At 70.1% G+C, this 18,296-nt stretch carries 16 protein-coding genes; 9 read left to right on the top strand and 7 right to left on the bottom strand.

Annotated elements, in window-relative coordinates:
* Positions 1–222: 222 nt before the first annotated feature.
* Positions 223–630, bottom strand: a complete 408-nt coding sequence (locus AW274_RS18360; protein ID WP_063813424.1) for a hypothetical protein — start codon at positions 628–630, stop codon at positions 223–225.
* A 96-nt stretch (positions 631–726) separates the two neighbouring features.
* Here AW274_RS18360 and AW274_RS18355 point away from each other — a divergent pair, with 96 nt between their 5' ends.
* Positions 727–1,425, top strand: a complete 699-nt coding sequence (locus AW274_RS18355) for a TetR/AcrR family transcriptional regulator (protein WP_062433559.1) — start codon at positions 727–729, stop codon at positions 1,423–1,425.
* A gap of 322 nt (positions 1,426–1,747) precedes the next feature.
* Here the strand turns inward: AW274_RS18355 and AW274_RS42030 are convergent, their stop codons facing one another.
* The 4 genes from AW274_RS42030 to AW274_RS18335 all read right to left on the bottom strand — a co-directional run bounded on the left by AW274_RS42030 (position 1,748) and on the right by AW274_RS18335 (position 6,782).
* Entirely contained in the window at positions 1,748–3,079 is a 1,332-nt protein-coding gene (locus tag AW274_RS42030) for a carbohydrate binding domain-containing protein (RefSeq protein ID WP_083974447.1), read from the bottom strand.
* 13 nt (positions 3,080–3,092) lie between these two features.
* The gene (locus tag AW274_RS18345; protein WP_232320172.1) at positions 3,093–4,904 is read right to left on the bottom strand and encodes a family 43 glycosylhydrolase; all 1,812 of its coding nucleotides are present in this window, start codon (positions 4,902–4,904) and stop codon (positions 3,093–3,095) included.
* 141 nt (positions 4,905–5,045) lie between these two features.
* Positions 5,046–6,431 (bottom strand): glycoside hydrolase family 43 protein, encoded by a 1,386-nt coding sequence (locus AW274_RS18340; RefSeq protein WP_062433554.1) that lies wholly within the window; start codon positions 6,429–6,431, stop codon positions 5,046–5,048.
* Between the two features lie 45 nt (positions 6,432–6,476).
* Positions 6,477–6,782 carry a hypothetical protein gene (locus AW274_RS18335; RefSeq protein ID WP_062433551.1) on the bottom strand — a complete coding sequence of 102 codons (306 nt, stop codon included), beginning with the start codon at positions 6,780–6,782 and terminating at the stop codon, positions 6,477–6,479.
* A 698-nt stretch (positions 6,783–7,480) separates the two neighbouring features.
* Between AW274_RS18335 and AW274_RS18330 the strand changes: the two genes are divergently transcribed.
* From AW274_RS18330 to AW274_RS42025, 3 genes are all read left to right on the top strand, one after another.
* The gene (locus AW274_RS18330; protein WP_062433548.1) at positions 7,481–8,524 is read left to right on the top strand and encodes a LacI family DNA-binding transcriptional regulator; all 1,044 of its coding nucleotides are present in this window, start codon (positions 7,481–7,483) and stop codon (positions 8,522–8,524) included.
* Positions 8,525–8,682: 158 nt separating this feature from the next.
* The gene (gene xynC, locus AW274_RS18325; protein ID WP_062433545.1) at positions 8,683–10,356 is read left to right on the top strand and encodes a glucuronoarabinoxylan endo-1,4-beta-xylanase XynC; all 1,674 of its coding nucleotides are present in this window, start codon (positions 8,683–8,685) and stop codon (positions 10,354–10,356) included.
* A gap of 185 nt (positions 10,357–10,541) precedes the next feature.
* Complete coding sequence (locus AW274_RS42025) at positions 10,542–11,825, top strand: CE1 family esterase (protein WP_062433542.1); 1,284 nt, start codon at positions 10,542–10,544, stop codon at positions 11,823–11,825.
* 97 nt (positions 11,826–11,922) lie between these two features.
* Here the strand turns inward: AW274_RS42025 and AW274_RS18315 are convergent, their stop codons facing one another.
* The gene (locus AW274_RS18315) at positions 11,923–12,291 is read right to left on the bottom strand and encodes a hypothetical protein (RefSeq protein ID WP_157520394.1); all 369 of its coding nucleotides are present in this window, start codon (positions 12,289–12,291) and stop codon (positions 11,923–11,925) included.
* 71 nt (positions 12,292–12,362) lie between these two features.
* On the opposite strand from AW274_RS18315, the gene AW274_RS18310 reads away from it, so the two are divergent.
* From AW274_RS18310 to AW274_RS18290, 5 genes are read left to right on the top strand one after another with little or no spacing between them, the layout of a single operon-like run.
* Positions 12,363–13,829 (top strand): carboxylesterase/lipase family protein, encoded by a 1,467-nt coding sequence (locus AW274_RS18310; RefSeq protein ID WP_062433537.1) that lies wholly within the window; start codon positions 12,363–12,365, stop codon positions 13,827–13,829.
* A 14-nt stretch (positions 13,830–13,843) separates the two neighbouring features.
* A complete protein-coding gene (locus AW274_RS42995; protein ID WP_083974443.1) occupies positions 13,844–14,755 on the top strand; it encodes an O-acetyl-ADP-ribose deacetylase in 912 nt (303 codons plus the stop codon).
* Positions 14,752–16,296: a CocE/NonD family hydrolase gene (locus AW274_RS18300; protein WP_062433534.1), complete on the top strand. Its 1,545-nt coding sequence runs from the start codon at positions 14,752–14,754 to the stop codon at positions 16,294–16,296. The genes AW274_RS42995 and AW274_RS18300 overlap by 4 nt, the downstream gene beginning before the upstream one ends.
* Positions 16,293–17,108 (top strand): maleylpyruvate isomerase family mycothiol-dependent enzyme, encoded by an 816-nt coding sequence (locus AW274_RS18295; protein WP_062433531.1) that lies wholly within the window; start codon positions 16,293–16,295, stop codon positions 17,106–17,108. The genes AW274_RS18300 and AW274_RS18295 overlap by 4 nt, the downstream gene beginning before the upstream one ends.
* On the top strand, positions 17,108–17,560 hold the full coding sequence (locus tag AW274_RS18290; RefSeq protein WP_157520390.1) for a DUF6368 family protein: 453 nt from the start codon (positions 17,108–17,110) through the stop codon (positions 17,558–17,560). The genes AW274_RS18295 and AW274_RS18290 overlap by 1 nt, the downstream gene beginning before the upstream one ends.
* Positions 17,561–18,051: 491 nt before the next feature.
* Here the strand turns inward: AW274_RS18290 and AW274_RS18285 are convergent, their stop codons facing one another.
* Positions 18,052–18,237 (bottom strand): hypothetical protein, encoded by a 186-nt coding sequence (locus AW274_RS18285; RefSeq protein ID WP_062433524.1) that lies wholly within the window; start codon positions 18,235–18,237, stop codon positions 18,052–18,054.
* Positions 18,238–18,296 lie beyond the last annotated feature (59 nt).

Raw genomic sequence — 18,296 nt, 5'->3', positions numbered from 1 at the left:
CGATCACCTGGCGATCGACCCGTGGTTTTCCGGCCGGTGACACCGCCAGGCTACAAACATGGGATTAATCAAGCAATAGTCGGAGTACATAACAGACTTATCGGGATCAGAAACGTGCAGCATGGGATTAGACATGGGATTGATGTCTGTTTTGTGAATTTGGCAACGCCGAAAACCGCCCACGCGGCGCAGGCGCGGGCGGTAGCGGTGGACGGTCTTGAGTTATGCGGTCGACACGGCGGCGCCGGTCCGCCAGCTGCTCCAGCCCCGGCACAGCACGTAGGCGATGAGCGTGGTGACGGTGACGGCGAGGTCGATGAACGCGGTCCGGGGCGCGTCGGGCAGGTGCCACATGACGAAGCTGTAGATCGTGATCCCTCCCTTCTGGAAGAGCAGCAGCTCCCATAAGCCCCACTGGCGGCGGGGTGCGACGGCGAGGATCGCCCAGATGCCGGCGAAGACGATGTAGGCGAGCGTGCGCCAGGCCTCGGTGATGACTCGCTCGTCGGCGACCTCGGCGGTGATGAACAGCCCGCCCGCGAACGCGGCGAGCGTGGCGACGGCGTTGACGGCCATGATGACGCGTCCGGTGCGGTCGGCCCAGGGGGCGGGGTCTTTTCCGATGGCCATGAGGGCTCCTTGCGTGAGTGATGCCAAGTAGTTTTCGTTACGACCATTAACTTTAGTGTCTGATCGTAGCGATCGTAAAGTGGCTACACTGAGCCCGTGTCCGTGACCGAGAACCCGAGCCGACGCGAGCGGGTGCGGCAGCAGACGATCAAGGAGATCAAGGAGCGATCCTTCGAACTCCTCGACGCCGGCGGCGTCACCGACGTCTCGATCGCCTCGGTCGGCAAGGCCATGGGCATGAGCCCGCCGGCGCTCTACCGCTACTTCCCCTCACGCGAGGCGCTGCTGGAAGCCCTGGTCGTCGACGCCTACGCCGACCTCGGCTCCACCACGGCCGCCGCCGCCCGCACCGAACCTCCTCTCGACGCCCCGGCCCGGATCGCCCGCATCGCCCAGGCGTGGCGGCGATGGGCCCTCACCCATCCCCGCCGCTACGCGATGCTCTTCTCCGACCGCTCGGCCACCGCACAGGACACCCCCGAGGGCGTCGCGGGAGTCAACCAGGGCATGTTGCAACTGCTCGCCGCCCTCCAGGAGATCGCCGAGCCGACCCCGCACACCACGACCCCGCTCGACGAATCGCTGGTGAGATGGGGTCAGGCCATCGGCGCGCCCCCCGGCATGAGCCCGCTGGCCCTGCGTCTGGGCGTGCTGTGCTGGTCGCGCCTCCACGGGCTGGTCTCCCTGGAGATCTCCGGCGCCTTCGCCGCCATGGGCCTGGACGCCGCCCAGCTCGCCGCCACCGAGATGCAGACCGTGATCGACACGGCACGTCACGCCTGTCCCACCCACTGACGCTGACGTCCCAGACCCTCGATCTCCACCTCGGCCACGTCCCCGCACGCAGACAGGCCTGGGCGCCCCGGCCCGTCGCCACCCCTGCCGGGGTGCCGGTACCGCAGGACTTGCCCTTGTCCCACTGACCGCGGAGAAGGCGCCGTCGATGTCCGCCGTCAGCGGCGACAGGTCGAACGCGCGCCCTTCACGGTTGATGACACACGGACGTTCGCGGCCCGCGGCCCCTACGCGGCACGACCTCACGGCGTGGTTCCTTCCATGGTGATCCTTTCGAGGCCGCCGGGCCCGCGAAGCCGCTTCGCGGGCCCGGCGGTGCTTGTCACTGGAAGGAGGCGTCGTCGATGTAGAAGCCGTCGGTGCCGGCGACGGTCTCGGCGTAGAAGGAGGCGTTGGTGAGCGTGCCGGTCCACGAGACCGTCGTGGTGCCGGTCAGCCGGGTCCAGCCGCCGGTGTTGACCGCCTGGGCCGGGGTGAGCTGGAGGTAGTTCGTCGTGCCGTTCGCGGTGAGGGCGAGAGTCGCCTTCGCGCTGGGGGTCCCGCTCTGCGAGCGGACCCAGACGCTGGTGGTGTAGCTCTTGCCATTGGTGAGCTGGCTGGTGACGTTCTGGTTCGGACCCTGCCAGGCGGCGGTACGACCGGTGTTGAGCAGGGAACGGCTGCCCGCGTAGGCGGGGGTGGCGGAGGACAGGGTGCCGCCGGAGGTCGTCCAGCCGGTGGCGCCGTTCTCCATCGAACCGTTCGTCAGCAGGTTCCCACCGCTGCCGCCGAACTGGGTGAAGAAGCGCCAGGTCTCGGCGGGCAACCACGTACGGGAGCCGCTGTCGCCGCTCGCTCCGTCCTGCGGGGCCGCGATGTGGCCCTCGTCGAAGGCGGCCCACGTGACGGGACGGCCCGACGCGCAGCCTGAGTAAGTGGTTGTGCGGTGGGTCAGGCTGCCTTGGGCGGGCTCGGGCGGATTCTGCGCGGTGCAGCCGTTGTTGCGGACGAACTGGTCCCGCATCGAGCGTCCACCCGAGATGTTCAGAACGCCGTCACGCAGACCGTGCGCGGCGAAGTAGGCGATCGGCTGGGTGCCGCCGCTGCATCCGCTGAGCCGCCCGCCGGAGTAGACGGCGACCGCCCGGAAGACGTCCGGCCGGGAGCAGGCCAGGGAGAAGCTCATCGCACCGCCGTAGCTGAAGCCGAGGGCGAAGCGCTGTGTGGTCTCCACGCACAGGTCGCCCTCGATGCGGCGCAGCATGTCGTCGACGAAGGTCACGTCCTCGCCGCCCGAGTTGGCCCAGCCGTTCCCGATGCCCTGGGGCGCGACGAAGATCGTGCTCTCGCCGGCCAGGCGCTGGAGACCGTAGTAGGACCAGACGTCGCGCTGGACGGTCTGGCCGGTGGCGACGTCGGTGGCGGTGCCGCCCCGCCAGTGGAATCCGAACACCAGCCGGTAGGGCCGCCGGTTGTCGTAACCACTGGGGATGCGGACGATGAAGCTGCGCGTCTTGCCGCTGCTCTGGATCGTGTTGGTGCCGTTGGCGAGGGTCGGGGTCCGCCCGCACCCGGCCGTGGCCGCCGCGGTGGCGGCGGTGGGCGTGAGCACGGCGGCGAGAGGCACGAGGGACGCGACGGTGATCGCGGTCAGCAGTGTTCTGCGTAAGGACATGTCACTGCTCCTGTCACTGGAAGGAGGCGTCGTCGATGTAGAAGCCGTCGGTGCCGGCGGTGGTCTCGACGTAGAAGGAGGCGTTGGTGAGGGTGCCGGTCCACGAGACGGTCGTGGTGCCGGTCAGCCGGGTCCAGCCGCCGGTGTTGATCGCCGCGGTCGGGGTGAGCTGCAAGTAGCTGGTCGTGCCGTTCGCGGTGATGGCGAGGGTCGCCTTCGCGCTGGGGGTGCCGCTCTGCGAGCGGACCCAGACGCTCGTGGTGTAGCTCTTGCCGTTGGTCAGCTGGCTGGTGACGTTCTGGTTGGGGCCCTGCCAGGCGGCGGTGCGGCCGGTGTTGAGCAGGGAGCGGCTGCCCGCGTAGGCGGGGGTGGCGGAGGACAGGGTGCCGCCGGAGGTCGTCCAGCCGGTGGTGCCGTTCTCCATCGTGCCGTTGGTGAGCAGTTCGGTGGGGCCGCTGCCGCCGCCGGTGAACTGCCACCAGTTGAAGTTGAACAGGTTGCCGCTGTTGCCGGCGAAGCGCAGGTAGAGGTCACGGGTGCCGGTCGCGCCGGTGACGGGGCAGGTGACGGTGGTCCAGGTCTGCCAGCCGCCGGTGCCGGGGACGGTGCAGGTGCCGACGACAGTGCCGGTGGCCGAGCCGAGGCGGACCTCGATGCGTCCACCGGCGGCGGCCGAGGCGACCCGGGCGGTGAAGGAGGAGGCGCCGGTGCCGAAGGCGACGCCCTTGATCTTGATGTTGTCGCCGTTCTCGATGTAGGCGACGTTCATGCCGCCCTCACTGGCGGGTTCGGTCTCCACCCCGGTGGCCCAGGCGATGGTCTCGGCTTCTTGGCGGGTGTAGGGGTTGAGGGTGCCGACCTGAGGCGGACCGGCGGTGGTCATGTTGAACTGCGGGATGGTGCCGTTGGAGTTGTAGGTGAACTTCTCCACCGCCACCGAGCGGGTGAAGCCGCCGCCGCCCGGCAGGGCGCCGTTGTGGTAGAAGAAGTACGACCCGCCCGCGAAGTCGACGATGCCGGCGTGGTTGGTGAAGCTCGCGCCCTGGCGGGGCATGATGGTGCCCCGGTAGGTCCACGGCCCGGTGGCACTGGGAGCCGTGGAGTAGGCGATGAACTCCCCGCAGCATTCGGCGGCGAACACGTTGTAGTACAAGCCGTTGCGCTTGTAGACCCAGGGGCCCTCTTCGTAGAGGGTCGGCCGCTGGGCGTTGCCGCTGCGCGCGCCGAACCCGGCGGCGGTGAGGGAGATGTAGTTGATGCCGCCGCTGTAGCTGATCATGTCGGTGTTGAGGCGGACGTACGCGAGGCGCGGGTTGCCCCAGTAGAGGTAGGCCTGGCCGTCGTCGTCGATGAAGACGTTGGGGTCGATCTCGTTGTTGTCGACCAGGGGGCGGCCCAGGGCGTCGGTGAAGGGGCCGGTGGGGCTGTTCGACACGCCGACGCCGATGACCATGCGGCCGGTGGAGCGCTGGCGGACCGGGACGTACCAGTAGAACTTGTTGTTGCGGTAGGCGACGTGGCCGGCCCACGCGTTGGCGTCGGCCCACGAGAAGGTCGACAGGCTCATGGGGGAGCCGTGGTCGGTCCAGTTGGCCATGTCGGAGGAGGAGTAGACGCGCCAGTCGCGCATCGTGAAGTAGGTGGAGCCGTCCTCGTCGTGACCGGTGTAGAGGTACACGCGGCCGTTGTGGACGAGCGGCGCGGGGTCGGCGGTGTAGATCGTCTGCACGATCGGGTTGTCGGCGTTCGCCGAGGCCGGCACCAGCGTCACCAGCAGAAGCGCGCTCATGGTCAGCGCGACCAGACGGCGCAGGAGTGGTCTCACGGGTCGCCCCTTTCGGGCGGTGAAGATGGATGTGGAGGGGTCCCGGCCGCGCTGAGCGCTCCCCCCTCGACGCGGCCGGGACCAGTTCATGGGCTGACCGGCGTCAGCTTCGACGGCACACTGTTAGCGATAACATTCGACTCATGACCTAATGCGGAAGGTCGCGTCCTGGCGGTCCGCCGCGCTGGAGGAGGCGCTGACCGGGTCGATGCGCAGCACATAGCCCTGGTGCCGCAGGTGATAGGTCGGGAAGTTGTGCGACCGGAACGACGTCCAGTTGCCGTCGGCGAGGCCGGGAACCCGGTGGAAGGTCGCGTCGGCGCGGAACGTCGCCGTGTTGTCGTTGGGGTCGAGCCGGATCGCGTAGTTGTTGTGCCGCAGGAAGTTGCCCGGCGCGGTGATCGCTTCGAAGGAGACGCCGTTGGAATCGGCCAGGCCGGGCACCATGCGCCACAGCTGCTCGCGGTGCGGGTCGAAGGGGTAGGGGTCGATGCGACCGACACGGTTGGCGTGCCGGACGAAGTAGTCGGGGAAGTTGTACGACTTGAGCCGCACCCAGCTCGGCAGCCCCCACCGGGAGACCAGCGCGTTGTACTCGGCGTCGGTGATGCCGGCGATCGAGCCGTGCTTGGAGTTCAGCGGCGGGGTGTAGTCGCGCTGGTTGGCGGCGGTCCAGGAGTTGGCGCCGATGTTCGACGACGTCCACAGGTAGTAGTCGTTGTTGACCGGGCTGAACGAGTCGCCCCAGAGCCGCCAGCCGCCCTCGTTGGTCTTCAGCAGCAGCGGCGCCTCGATCGCGTTGCCCATCCGGATGCCGCTGGTGTAGGTCGTGAAGCTGTTCGGCTGGCCGGTCGACGAACGCGCGCCGTAGAGGTTCCCGTCGTTGAGGTTCTTGTAATAGAGGTACGTGGTCGCGCCGTCGACGACGATGTCGCCGTCCAGGACGTTGAAGCTGGGATTCCAGAAGGTCTGCTGGGCGCTGACCGTCTGGAAGTCGCTGGTGTAGTTGACCGCGAGGATGTCGCGGCCGCCGGTGTTGAACGAGTAGACGATGCCGTACTGGCCGCGCGAGTTGTCGCGGAAGACGGTGGGGGCCCAGGTGTGGCCGCTGGTGGTGTGCATGCGCAGGCGGCGGTAACCCGTGAAGTTCGTCAGGTCGACCGAGTCCCAGACGTGCAGATACTGGCTGGTGGTGCCGAAGTTGAGACCCTTGAGGTCGGTGGCGACGACCACGAAGGTGCCGTCGACCTTGCGGTAGACCTGCGGGTCCCGTAGCCCCTGCTGCCCGGCGGTGGGGGTGGCGACGGGGTTGTTCTGGTTGAGGGGCGACCAGTTGAGGCCGTCGCGGCTGACGGCCAGGTGGAGGCCGTAGTTGGAGGCCGACTGGTTGGGGGTCTCGGTGAAGTAGGCGAAGACGTAGGCGGTGTTGGCCGCCCACGCGGCGCGGGGGAAGCCGGCCACGCCGGCGGTCGCGAGGGCGGCCGTCGTCAGGGCGGTCTTGCCGAACTGCCTGCGGCTCAGGGTCACAGGTAATCCCTTTCTACTGATGTGCACGATTGCCGGGGCGGAAGATCAGACGCGGGAGCGGGTGGTCTCGTCGAGGGTGAAGGCGAAGGGCGTGGCCGTGTCTCCGGCCGGGATCGAGCCGTTGATCATCCTGCTGCGCAGGCTCGAAGCGCACGGATACCGCGCCTGCCGGAACGGGGCGCGGCCGTGGATCTCCAGGCCCCGGCTGATCGCGTGGTCCACGATGCGGTCGGCGTCGGTGGGGGTGAGGTCGCCGCGCTGATGGTCGCCGCCATCGGCGCGCCGTTCCTGAGAGAGACGATGGACATCCCGGTGCCGGTCCCGGACCGGCCGGCCGGCGCCGGAATCCACCGTGTCTCCCCCGCGACCGGGTGGTGACGCTGGCGCGGTTCGGCGGCGTCCGGCTTCATCAGGTACACCGCGCCGAAGTATCCGCTCGGCCTGGCGGCGGCAGCCGAGATCAACGGAGCAGCAACCGTCAAAACGCCCGTCCCGAGGACCGCGATGTCAGGGACGGCGCGGGTTCGTCGGACCGAGAAAGCGATGGTCGGGATCGCAGGTGGGAGCATGCCGCTTCCTTGAAGGGGTCGGAAGGCAGAGCCTCGGAGCGCACTGTTATCGCAAACATTTCTGATCTCAGGTCTCCAGGGCGCTCCTTCGGGGTGGTGCGTTGTCGCGGAGTACATCCGACGGTCCAGTCAGGGTCAACGAGTCGCCGCCCTCACTGACCTGGGGGTGGTCGTGAACGCGGTGCCGGCCTGGGTGTTCGCCCGGGTGGAGATCGCGTCACTCTGCCCGCGCATGTGAAAATTTCACAGAAGTTACCTGTTGGCAACCATTGGTTTCGGTCTTACTTCAGGAGAATTTTCGAAGATGCTCCGACTCGCCGCGAGCGACCAGCACGCCTGGTCAGTGAAATCTTTCCGACAAATTTCGATAGTTTTCAGAACCGCGTTCGGACGGATATCGGCCCTCCGCGCGCGTTCAGCGCAGAGAACAGCGGAAACGAAGCCATTTTTCGGCCGAAAGTATGCCCGTAAACTTCCGGCATGACGTCGATTGAAGATGCCCCTCAGGTTGATCTCGCTCCTGCCGAAGCGCTGACCCTCGCCGAGATCGCCGAGTTGGCGGGTGTGTCGGTCGCGACCGTCTCCAAGGTCGTCAACGGCCGTTCCGAGGTCGGCTCGGAGACCCGGGCGCTGGTCGAAGGGCTCATCCGGGAGCGGGGGCTGCGGCGGCAGCGCCGTCGCATCAAGCCGGCGGGCCTGGTCGAGGTCGTTTTCCACGAGCTGGCCGGCGAATATCCGATAGAGATCATCAAGGGCGTCAAGGACGTGGCCGGATACCACGGCATGAACGTGATCGTCTCTGAACTCTCCGGTCAGCACGTGCCGGGGCAGCGCTGGATCAAGGATGTGCTGGGCCGTCGTCCGGCCGGCGTCATCACGGTGTTCTCCGGCCCGACCGAGGAGCAGCGTGTCCTGCTGGCGACGCGTGACATGCCCCTGGTGGTGCTCGATCCGGCCGGGGATCCCGGCCGGGGGGTGCCGTCGGTCGGGGCGACCAACTGGAGCGGCGGCCTGGAGGCCACCCGTCACCTGCTCGAACTGGGCCACCGCCGGATCGCCATGATCACCGGCCCCGAGTTCGCCTTCTCCGGCCGGGCCCGCCTCGACGGTTACCGCGCGGCCTTGGACGCGGCCGGGCTTCCGGCCGATCCCGCACTGATCCGCCCGGGGTCGTTCAACATCGAGGACGGGGTGGTGCAGACCCATCACCTGATGGACCTGGCCGACCCCCCGACCGCGATCTTCACGGCCAACGACGGGATGGCGATCGGCGTCTACCGGGCCGCCCACGAGCTCGGCCTGCGCATCCCCGACGATCTCAGCGTGGTCGGGTTCGACGACATGGCTCCGTGGAAGTGGGTCAATCCGCCCCTCACCACCGTCCGCCAGCCCCTGGCCGAGATGGGGGCGGCGGCCACCGAGATGCTGGTCAAGCTGGCTTCGGGAGAGCAGTTGCCGCAGCGGCGGGTGGAACTGGGCACCGAACTGATGGTCCGGGGCAGCACGGCGGTACCGCGAGACTGATTTTCGCCCTGTAACCCGCTTATTTTCGTGAAATTTTCAGCCCGTCCTCGCCATCCGCACAGCTTGGCGACCGGTCGGCTCGGCTGCTGTTTGACGCTCATCGTGACGGGGCGCTCAGGTGAGAGAAACAGAACCAGCGCGACGCCGGAGACGTGACGATGGACGATCAGAACGAGCCCGAGAACGGCCGACGGAGCCTGCTGAGCCGCAGAGCCGTGCTGACCACGATGGGAACCCTGCCGGTCATCACGGCGGCCGCGACCGTCGTCGGGGCGTCGGAGGCGGCGGCCGCCACCGCGGTCATCGACCCCTCAACGCAGCGGCAGACGATCCGCGGATACGGCGGCATGGCCCACGCCGCCTGGATCGGCGACCTGACCTCGGCCCAGCGCGAGACCGCGTTCGGCACCGGCGAGGGCCGCCTGGGCTTCTCGGTCCTGCGCATCCCCGTCCCGGAAAGCTCCGCCGACTTCAGCCGCGACCTGGCCACCGCCCGGCGCGCGGCCGAACTCGGGGTGCTGGTGTTCGCCTCGCCGTGGAACCCGCCCGCCTCCATGATCGAGACGTTCACGCGCGGCAGCCAGACCAACGCCAAACGCCTGCGCTACAACGCGTATGCCGCCTACGCCCAGCACCTGAACGACTTCACCACCCACCTGCGCAACAACGGCGTGAACCTGTACGCCATCTCGGTGCAGAACGAACCCGACTACGCCCACGACTGGACATGGTGGACCTCCACCGAGATGCTGCGCTTCCTGCGCGAGAACGCCGGCTCCATCAGCACCCGCGTCATCGCCCCCGAATCCTTCCAGTACGTCAAGAGCATGTCCGACCCGATCCTGAACGACGCCACCGCCCTGGCGAACGTCGACATCATCGGCGCCCACCTGTACGGCACCTCCTACGCCAACTTCCCCTACCCCCTGTTCCAGCAGCGCGGCGCGGGCAAAGAGCTGTGGATGACCGAGGTCTACCACCCCAACAGCAGCGACTCGGCCGACCTGTGGCCCCAAGCGCTCGACGTCGGGGAGCACATCCACCGCGCCATGGTCGACGCCGAGTTCCAGATGTACGTCTGGTGGTACATCCGCCGCGGCTACGGCCCCATGCGCGAAGACGGCACGGTCAGCAAACGCGGCGCGATGATGGCCCACTACTCCCGCTTCGTCCGCCCCGGCTACGTCCGCATCGGCGCGACCGCCAACCCGGCCTCCAACGTCTACGTGTCGGCCTACCGCAGCGGCGGCACCGTCGTCATCGTGGCCATCAACAAGAACACCTCAGCGGTGAGCCAGCAATTCACCATCGCCGGGAGCTCGGCCACCGGCGCCTCCTCCTGGGTCACCGACGCCAACCGCACCGTCGCCCCCCAGGGCACGACGGCCATGACGAACGGCTCCCTGACGGTCTCACTGCCCGCCCGCAGCATCACGACCTTCGTCACCACTGCGGGCCCGCTCCCCTCACCGACCCCGACTCCGACGCCGTCGCCTTCGCCGAGTGGGGGCGGCGGGCAGTTCCGGGTGGCGTACACGATGAACGCCTGGAACAACGGCTTCACCGCCAACATCAGCATCACCAACAACGGCACCTCGGCCGTCAACGGCTGGACGCTGGTCTTCACCCTGCCGTCGGGGCAGACGATCACGTCGGGCTGGAACGCGACCTACTCGCCCTCAAGCGGCCAGGTCAGCGCGGTCAACGTCGGCCACAACGCCACGCTGGCCCCGGGCGCGACCATCGACGTCGGCTTCCAGGCCACCCACACCGGCAACACCGCGGAGCCGGGCGCCTTCACCCTCAACGGCGTGCCCTGCACCGTGATCTGATCGAAGGATTCAACCTGAGCGCGAGCTGACCGCGTCCCATTTGCTCCCGCGAGGTCCGCCACCGGCCCCTGCCGGCGTACGCCGGCTCACGGGGCAGTCCTGTGAACGCTCCCCCTGACCAAGGAGCAGTACATGGTTTCCCTGTCCGTTCCTGCGCAACATCGAATGCCGGAAGGAGCCGCGTGATGTCCGTGCGCACGTCCTTCTTCACCGCCATCGCCTTGGCGGCGGTTCTCGTGCTGACCACGATCCCCGCTGTGCTGAGCAGCAGCGCGTCCGCCGCCTCCAGCGCCCTGCTGGCGTCGACCGCCGGCTGCGGCAAGGCCCCCACGCTGGTCAACGGCACCAACACCATCCAGAGCGGCGGCAAAACCCGCAGCTACATCGTGCGGATCCCCGACAACTACGACCGTAACCGCGCCTACCGGATCGTCTTCGGCTTCCACTGGTGGGGCGGCACCGCCACCGACGTGGCCACCGGCCAGACCGTGCAACGCGATGTCTGGTCGTACTACGGGCTGCTGCGGCTGTCGAACAACAGCACCATCTTCGTGGCCCCGCAGGGCATCGGCAACGGCTGGGCCAACTCCGGCGGCGAAGACCTCGTCTTCGTCGACGACATGCTCCGCCGCATCGAGTCCGACCTGTGCGTGGAGACCACACAGCGCTTCGCCGTCGGCTTCAGCTACGGCGGCGCCATGAGCTTCGCCCTGGCCTGCGCCCGCCCGAACATCTTCCGCGCCGTCGCGGTGCAGTCCTCCCCCGGCACCCTCAGCGGCTGCAGCGGCGGCACCCAGCCGGTGGCCTACCTGGGCGTGCACGGCATCGGTGACAACATCGCCTCCGGCCGTTCCCTGCGCAATCGATTCGTGACGAACAACGGCTGCACCGCCCAGAATCCGCCGGAGCCGTCCGCGGGCAGCCTCACCCACCGCGTCACCACCTACTCCGGCTGCCGCAGCGGCTACCCGGTCGTCTGGGCCGCCTTCGACGGAGGCCACATCGCGGCCCCGCAGGACGGCGCCGGCGGCGACAGCGGCTCACGCACCTGGGTCCCGGGCGTCGTCTGGAACTTCTTCACCCAGTTCAGCGGCCCGACCGAGCCCCCGGCCTCGCCGTCTCCGACACCGTCTCCGTCACCCGGCGGATCGTCCGCCTGCCGTGTCACCGCGACGGTCAACGCTTGGAACAACGGCCTGACCGAGAATCTCACCATCACCAACACCGGAAATGCCGGTGTCAACGGCTGGTCCCTGGTCTTCACCCTCCCCGGCGGGCAGAGCATCACCGGCGGCTGGAACGCCACCTACAGCCCCTCCAGTGGCCAGGTCACCGCTCGAAACGTCAACTACAACGGCTCCCTCCCACCAGGTGCCTCCATCGACATCGGCTTCCAGGCCAACCACACCGGTAACGCCGCCAAACCAGCCGCCTTCACCCTCAACGGCGCGAACTGCACCATCGTCTAACCGGCCATGCACACGCGGCCGGGGGTGGATCCCAGAATCGAGATCCGCTCCCGGCCCGAATTCGTCAGGTGTGCGCCGCCTGGCGGGACGCCCGGTCTCACCTCGGATAGGCGCGGTCCCACTCCTCCTGCTGGGCGGCGTCCAGAGGGATGTGCGCGAGGTCGATCACGGTCTTGGTGCGCGCGTCCCGCAGCCGGGCGAAGTCGGCCTTGGCGATGTCGAGGGAGAAGTGCCCGCCGCCGCCGTCGTGGAGGAGAACCGTCGTCGAGCAGCGGAACACCTTCGGCTGGTCTTCGGTGAGGTACGTCAGGTAGATCTCGGTGATCTGGGCGCGATGCGCGGCCACCCAGTCGGGACGGCCCCGGCCGCTCCAGTTCCTATCGGTCGCCGCCTGGGTCAGCCGATCGAGGTCGGCGGGCGACAGCACCTTGACGGCTCCTCTGCCCGCCCGGCTGAACAGTCTCATGCTCCGCAAGCTAGCCGAAGTGGCCCTAAATGTTTTGCCCGGGTTCCCCGCCTGTTGGCAGGGTCGGCCGCATGGTCTTCAGCGAACCGTCCACAGTCAGCACCACCGCCGGTCTCCTGCGCGGCGTCAGGGAAGCGGGCCTGGCCGTCTTCCGCAGGGTCCGGTTCGCCGAGCCGCCCGTCGGCGCCCTGCGGTTCCAGGCGCCGCGGCCCACAAGGAGCTGGGAGGGCACGCGTCCCGCTCTCGTTTTCGGGCCGCCGCCTCCGCAGTCGGGCGTGCTGGGGACGTCCAACGACATCGGCGACGACTGGCTGACGCTCAACGTCTGGACCCCGGACACCAACGGGGAGCTCCCCGTCATGGTGTGGATCCCGGGCGGGGGTTACGCCATGGGCCACTCCGGCCTGCCCGAATACGACGCCGCGCACCTGGCCTCGACCGGGACGGTCGTCGTCACGGTCAACTACCGGCACGGCGTCGAGGGGTTCGCGCACATCGAGGGTGCTCCGGCCAACCGGGGGCTGCTCGACCAGGTCGCGGCGCTGGAGTGGGTGCGGGACGAGATCCGCGCCTTCGGCGGCGATCCCGCCAAGGTGACGGTGTTCGGGGAGTCGGCGGGCGGCGGGTCGGTCGCCGCGCTGCTCGCCATGCCGAAGGCCGCCGGGTTGTTCCGGCGAGCCATCGCGCAGAGTGTGCCGGGCACGTTCTTCTCCCCCGAGCTCGCCGAGGACATCGGCGCGGCGTTCGCGGCCGAGGCGGGGGTCGCGCCGACGGTCGGCGGGATGGCGGAGGTGCCGCCCGACCTGATGCCCGCGGTGGGCGACGCGGTCTTCGCCAACATGGGTGAGTGGGGGGTGATCACGCATCGGCCGATCCCGTTCGCGCCGGTCGTCGACGGCGAGGTGCTGCCCTCGACGCCGTGGGAGGCGCTCGCGCGCGGCGCGGGGCGTGACGTCGCGCTGCTCGCCGGGCACACCCGCGACGAGCACCGGCTGTTCAGCCTGATCGACGGCGTGCTCGGCCAGGTCACCCGCGAGCAGGCCGACACGGCGCTGCGGGTGCTCGCGCCGCACGCCCGCTACCGCGAGGCGTTTCCGGGGGCCTCCGACGAGGAGGTGTACGAGCTGGTGAACGCCGACTGGTTGTTCCGCATGCCGAGCGTGCGGCTGGCCGAGGCGCAGGTCGCGGGCGGCGGGCGGGCGCATCTGTTCGAGCTGGCCTGGGGCGCGCCCGGCATGGGCGGCGTGCTCGGGGCCTGTCACGGGCTCGACGTGCCGCTCGTGTTCGGCAACCTGACCAGCGGGCAGACGGCCATGCTGATCGGCGAGCCGTCGCCGGAGGCGGTGGCCCTCTCCGCGCGGATGCGGGGGGCGTGGACGGGTTTCGCCGCCCACGGCGACCCCGGCTGGGCCGCGTACACGAACGAAGAGCGGCTCACCCAGGTCTTCGGCACGCCGTCGGCGGTCGTGGCCTATCCGGAGGAGACCTCGCGGTCGTTGTGGCGTGACCACGACTTCTCGGCGTTGCCGCTGCGCTGAGGCAGACTGCGGGGATGCGGATGCTCGTCGTCCACGGCGATATCACCACCCAGCACGCCGACGCCATCGTGAACGCGACCGATCCGTCGCTGCTGGGCGGCGCGGTCCATCGGCGTGGCGACCCGGCCGTCCTGGCGGAGTGCCGGGCGCTGCGCGCGTCCGCGTACAGGAACGGACTGCCTTTCGGACGGGCGGTCGCCACCACCGGCGGCGAGCTGCGGGCGCGGTGGGTGATCCACACCGCCGGGCCGGTGTGGTCGGCCGGCGAGGACCGCTCGGCGCTGCTGGCCTCCTGCTACCGGGAGAGCCTGCGCATCGCCGGCGAGCTGGGGGCCGGGAGCGTGGCGTTCCCGGCGATCTCCACCGGGGCCGGCGGCTGGCCGCCCGGCGACGCCGCCGCGATCGCGGTCCGGGCGCTGCGGGCTGCGCCGACCGGCGTCGAGGAGGTCCGGTTCGTGACGTTCACGCCCGAGGTACGGACGGCCTTCACCGAGGTCGTGACCAGTGACGAGAACATCGCCGCCGGGCTGGCGGCGCATCCGGCGCAACGGTGGCGGCGGCTGTTCGCCGCCGTCGACGCGCTCACGCCCGCCGACCGCGCCGTCACCTGGGAGACCCCCGAGCACCAGCTGCCCTACCCGCGCTACACCGAAGGGTTCTGGCAGGTCGTGCGGCTGCTGGCGGAGCTCGACGTGGTCGTGCCGTTCGACTGGGGCACGTGGAGCCGGGACACTCCGCTCCATCCCGAGGGCCGGGGGCTGGCCGGCGCGCCGGTCGCCGACGCCGCCCGGCTGGCCACCGCCTATATCCGGGGCGAGCGCTTCTGCGAGGGCACCCTGGAGAGCGGTCTCGGCAACGGCGCGCTGGACGCGATCTTCGACCGGCTGCGACGCTGGTTCACCGAAGAACACGGGGGTGGCCGATGAAGCCGATCGAGCGTGACCTGCGCGTGCCGATGCGCGACGGGACCGTCCTGCTGGCCGACCGCTGGGCGCCCCCGAACGGCGACGGCCGGCCGGTCGTGCTGGTGCGCACCCCCTACGGGCGGCGGACCGGCCGCCAGCTCGTCGATCCGCTGGTCAGGGGCGGCTTCCAGGCGGTCGTCCAGAGCACCAGAGGCACGTTCGGTTCGGGCGGCGACTTCGACCCCCTGCGGCGGGAGCGCGACGACGGCCTCGACACCGTCGAGTGGGTGGCCGGGCAGCCGTGGTTCGGCGAGTCGATGGTCCTGTACGGCATGAGTTACCTCGGATTCACCCAGTGGGCCGTGGCCGACTCGCTGCCGCCGCAGGTCAAGGCCCTCGTGCCCGGGGTCACCGAGTCGGCGCTCACCCTGGAGTTCCTGCGCCGCGACGGCTTCTCGCTGGAGACGCCGTTCTCGTGGGGCGTCATGGTGGGCGTACAGGAACGGCCGTTCTTCCTGCTGCGGATGCTGCTCGGCGGCCGCCGCCTCCAGCGGGCGCTGCGCACCCTCCCCCTGAACCGCGCCGACACCGCCGCGCTGGGCCACCGCAGCGACTACCTCCAGGACATCCTCGTCCACGACACCGACAGCCCGTTCTGGCGGCCGGCCGACCACCGGCACCGGGTGGCGGGCTGCGGCGTGCCGGTGAGCACGGTCGGCGGCTGGTACGACATCTTCCTCCCCGGCCAGCTCCGCGACTTCCGCGCTCTCCCGGACGCCCGCCTCACGGTCGGCCCCTGGACGCACAGCTCCCCCGACGCCATGGCGGCCATGGCCACCGAGGCCCTGGAGTTCGCCCTGCCCCTGGCCCGGGGCGAGACCCCGGCCGAGCGCGCCCCGGTCCGCCTGTACGTCATGGGCGAGGAGAACTGGCGCGACTTCCCGTCATGGCCCCCGCCGGGCTACGCCGACCGGCGCTTCCACCTCCACGCAGGCGGGCGGCTGTCGACCGACCCGCCAGACGAATCGGCCCCCGACGGCTACCGCTACGACCCCGCCGACCCGACCCCGGCGGTGGGCGGCGTCCGGATGGCCTTCGGCGTGACGTCGGGCCCCGTCGACAACACCGATCTGGAAGCCCGCGCCGACGTGCTGACCTACACCACCCCGCCGCTGGACGACGACGTCGAGGTCGTCGGCGACGTGCGCGCCGAGATCCACTTCCGCTCCAGCCTCCCGCACGCCGACGTGTTCGTCCGGTTGTGCGACGTCGGCCCGGACGGCCGCTCGACCAACGTGTGCGACGGCCTGACCGGCGTCGCCGACGCCGACCGGGAGACGGCGGTGGAGGTCCGCCTCTGGCCGACGGCGTACCTGTTCCGGCGCGGGCACCGCCTCCGCGTCCAGGTCTCCAGCGGCGCCTTCCCCCGCTACGACCGCAACCCGGGAACGGGCGAACCGCGCGCCACCGCCACGACGCTGCGGACAGCCGACCAGCGGGTCTTCCACGACCCGGGCCACCCGTCGGCGATCATCCTGCCGGTCCGGGAGGTGGCCGAATGACGATCTTCGGGGACCCGGTCGACGTGCGCCACCTCTTTCCCGTGGAGCGGCGGGCACTCCTCGACCTGCTCGGCGGACTGTCCCCGGACGACTGGACCCGGCCGACCGGCTGCCCCGGCTGGGACGTGCACGACGTCGTCGCCCACGTCGTGCACGACTACGCCCGGCGGTTGTCCGGCAGCCGCGACGGCCATCGCGGAAACGGCTTCCTCGACGGCGAGACGCTGCCGGACTTCCTGGCGCGGGTGAACGACGAGTTCGTGCGGGCGGCGCGGGCCTTCTCCCCCGCCGTCCTGGTCGACCAGATCCGGCACCTGGGGGTCCAGCTCGACGCGTACTGGGCGGGCAAGGACCTCGACGCCCCCGCCGACCTGGACGTCTCGTGGGCGGCGACCGATGTGCCGAGCCCGGCGTGGCTCGACGTGGCGCGCGAGTACACCGAGTTCTGGGTGCACCAGCAGCAGCTCCGCGACGCGGTCTCCCGACCGGGGGCAATCGGCGAGGAGCTCGCCGGTCCGGTCGCCGACACGTTCGCGCGGGCGCTGCCCTTCGCGCTGCGCGGTCTGGTGCGGGCGGAGGGCACGTCCGTGGTGCTGCGGGTCGGCGGGCGGGAGTGGTCGGCGGTGTGGCGGGCGGGCCGGTGGCGCATGGGCGCGGGCGATCCGGCCGCCGAGGTGTCCATGGACCATGACACGTTCTGGCGGCTCGCCAGCAGGGGGATCACCGTGGAGGAGGGCCGCCGGAGGGCCGTGGTCAGCGGCGATGCGGAACTGACGGACGCGGCGACGACGCTGCTCGCCGTAGTGGCGTGATGGCCGCCGGACTGACCCTGTGGTTGTTCGCGCCGCCCGCCCTGACGGAGCCGCCGCCCGGCGTCCACATGGAGGTCGGTCCGTGGGAGCCCGATCCCGGCGACGACTACTCCCAGGTGCCGAGGGTGCCCGTGGCGGAGCTCATGATGTGGAGCGAGGACGAGGCCCGTCTCGGCAGGGCGGCCCTCGATCTGGCCCGCCGCCTCGACGCGCTGGTCGACTTCGACGGGCTGCTCGGACCGCGTCCCTGGGTGTCCGACGGGGCGCCCGGCGACTTCCGGCGGCGGATGCTGGCCGTGCGGCCGTTCGTGGCGTCGATCGGGGGCGTCGTCCACGAGGTCGGTTATGCGATGCACGGCGGAGACATCCGGTATTCGCACGTGGGCGACGCGGAGTTCCTGGCCTCGTGGCTGGTCCATCCCGACTTCCACCTGCTGGCGGAGTGGCAGTGAAGGCCACCGCCGGGCAGGTCACCCGGGACTGGGCCGGGATGTTTCCCGGCTTCTCCGTCTGGCGGTCGTTGCGGCTGCTGCGGCGGGTCGGGCCGCTCGTGCAGGGCTCGACCAGCGGCTCACCCGCTTCGAGATGCCGGAGACCGTCCCGTTCGCCCGGCACGCGGAGATCTTCCCCTACGCCTGCCGGCGGCTGGCTGGGCAGTCACGGCTGGGCCTCGACGCGCCGCCCACCATCGAGGAGATCGTCGAAGCACTGTGGGCGCGGGCGCGGGATCAGGTCGTGCCCGCCGTCGCGGAGGTCGAGGACAGTGTGCTGGTTCCGGCCGCGTGTGGTGCGGACGGGCTCGCAGAAGAGAGCCTGCGGCTCGCCGCGGAGCTCGCGTGTTCCTGGCCCAAGTCGCGGCCGCCGTTGACGATGGAGTCGAACGGAGAAGTGGCTCGACGGGCTGGTCGCGCAACCGTCGACGGGCAGCTCGCCTTTCACAAGATCATGATGTGGGGCCGACCTCGGGTTCGGGTTCGGGCATGTCGGAGTCTTCCGCGTCCGGCCCCTCGTCGGTCTCCTCCAGTGGTTCGGGGTCGCGGAGGATCGGGTGGTCGGGGGTTTCGGTGTCGGCGCCCGATCGTTCGGCGACGATCTCGCTTTCTCCGTCTATGCCACGCTTTTCGGCCATGACTGGCCCGTGCCCGGCATGCCGGGGCGTACACCCCCCAGGGCCCGGCCTCCCCGCGG

This window comes from Herbidospora daliensis (assembly GCF_001570585.1).
In the GTDB taxonomy this organism is placed as follows: domain Bacteria; phylum Actinomycetota; class Actinomycetes; order Streptosporangiales; family Streptosporangiaceae; genus Herbidospora; species Herbidospora daliensis.
The sequence above is the reverse complement of the archived record's forward strand: the minus strand, read 5'-3'. Positions and strand labels throughout refer to the sequence as shown.

Coding starts and splice junctions, on each gene's coding strand:
- AW274_RS18310 (WP_062433537.1), top strand. CDS start 12,363: ATGGTCTTCAGCGAACCGTCCACAGTCAGCACCACCGCCGGTCTCCTG.
- AW274_RS18290 (WP_157520390.1), top strand. CDS start 17,108: ATGGCCGCCGGACTGACCCTGTGGTTGTTCGCGCCGCCCGCCCTGACG.
- AW274_RS18315 (WP_157520394.1), bottom strand. CDS start 12,291: ATGAGACTGTTCAGCCGGGCGGGCAGAGGAGCCGTCAAGGTGCTGTCG.
- AW274_RS42995 (WP_083974443.1), top strand. CDS start 13,844: ATGCGGATGCTCGTCGTCCACGGCGATATCACCACCCAGCACGCCGAC.
- AW274_RS18295 (WP_062433531.1), top strand. CDS start 16,293: ATGACGATCTTCGGGGACCCGGTCGACGTGCGCCACCTCTTTCCCGTG.
- AW274_RS18360 (WP_063813424.1), bottom strand. CDS start 630: ATGGCCATCGGAAAAGACCCCGCCCCCTGGGCCGACCGCACCGGACGC.
- AW274_RS18330 (WP_062433548.1), top strand. CDS start 7,481: ATGACGTCGATTGAAGATGCCCCTCAGGTTGATCTCGCTCCTGCCGAA.
- AW274_RS42025 (WP_062433542.1), top strand. CDS start 10,542: ATGTCCGTGCGCACGTCCTTCTTCACCGCCATCGCCTTGGCGGCGGTT.
- AW274_RS42030 (WP_083974447.1), bottom strand. CDS start 3,079: ATGTCCTTACGCAGAACACTGCTGACCGCGATCACCGTCGCGTCCCTC.
- AW274_RS18285 (WP_062433524.1), bottom strand. CDS start 18,237: ATGGCCGAAAAGCGTGGCATAGACGGAGAAAGCGAGATCGTCGCCGAA.
- xynC (WP_062433545.1), top strand. CDS start 8,683: ATGGACGATCAGAACGAGCCCGAGAACGGCCGACGGAGCCTGCTGAGC.
- AW274_RS18300 (WP_062433534.1), top strand. CDS start 14,752: ATGAAGCCGATCGAGCGTGACCTGCGCGTGCCGATGCGCGACGGGACC.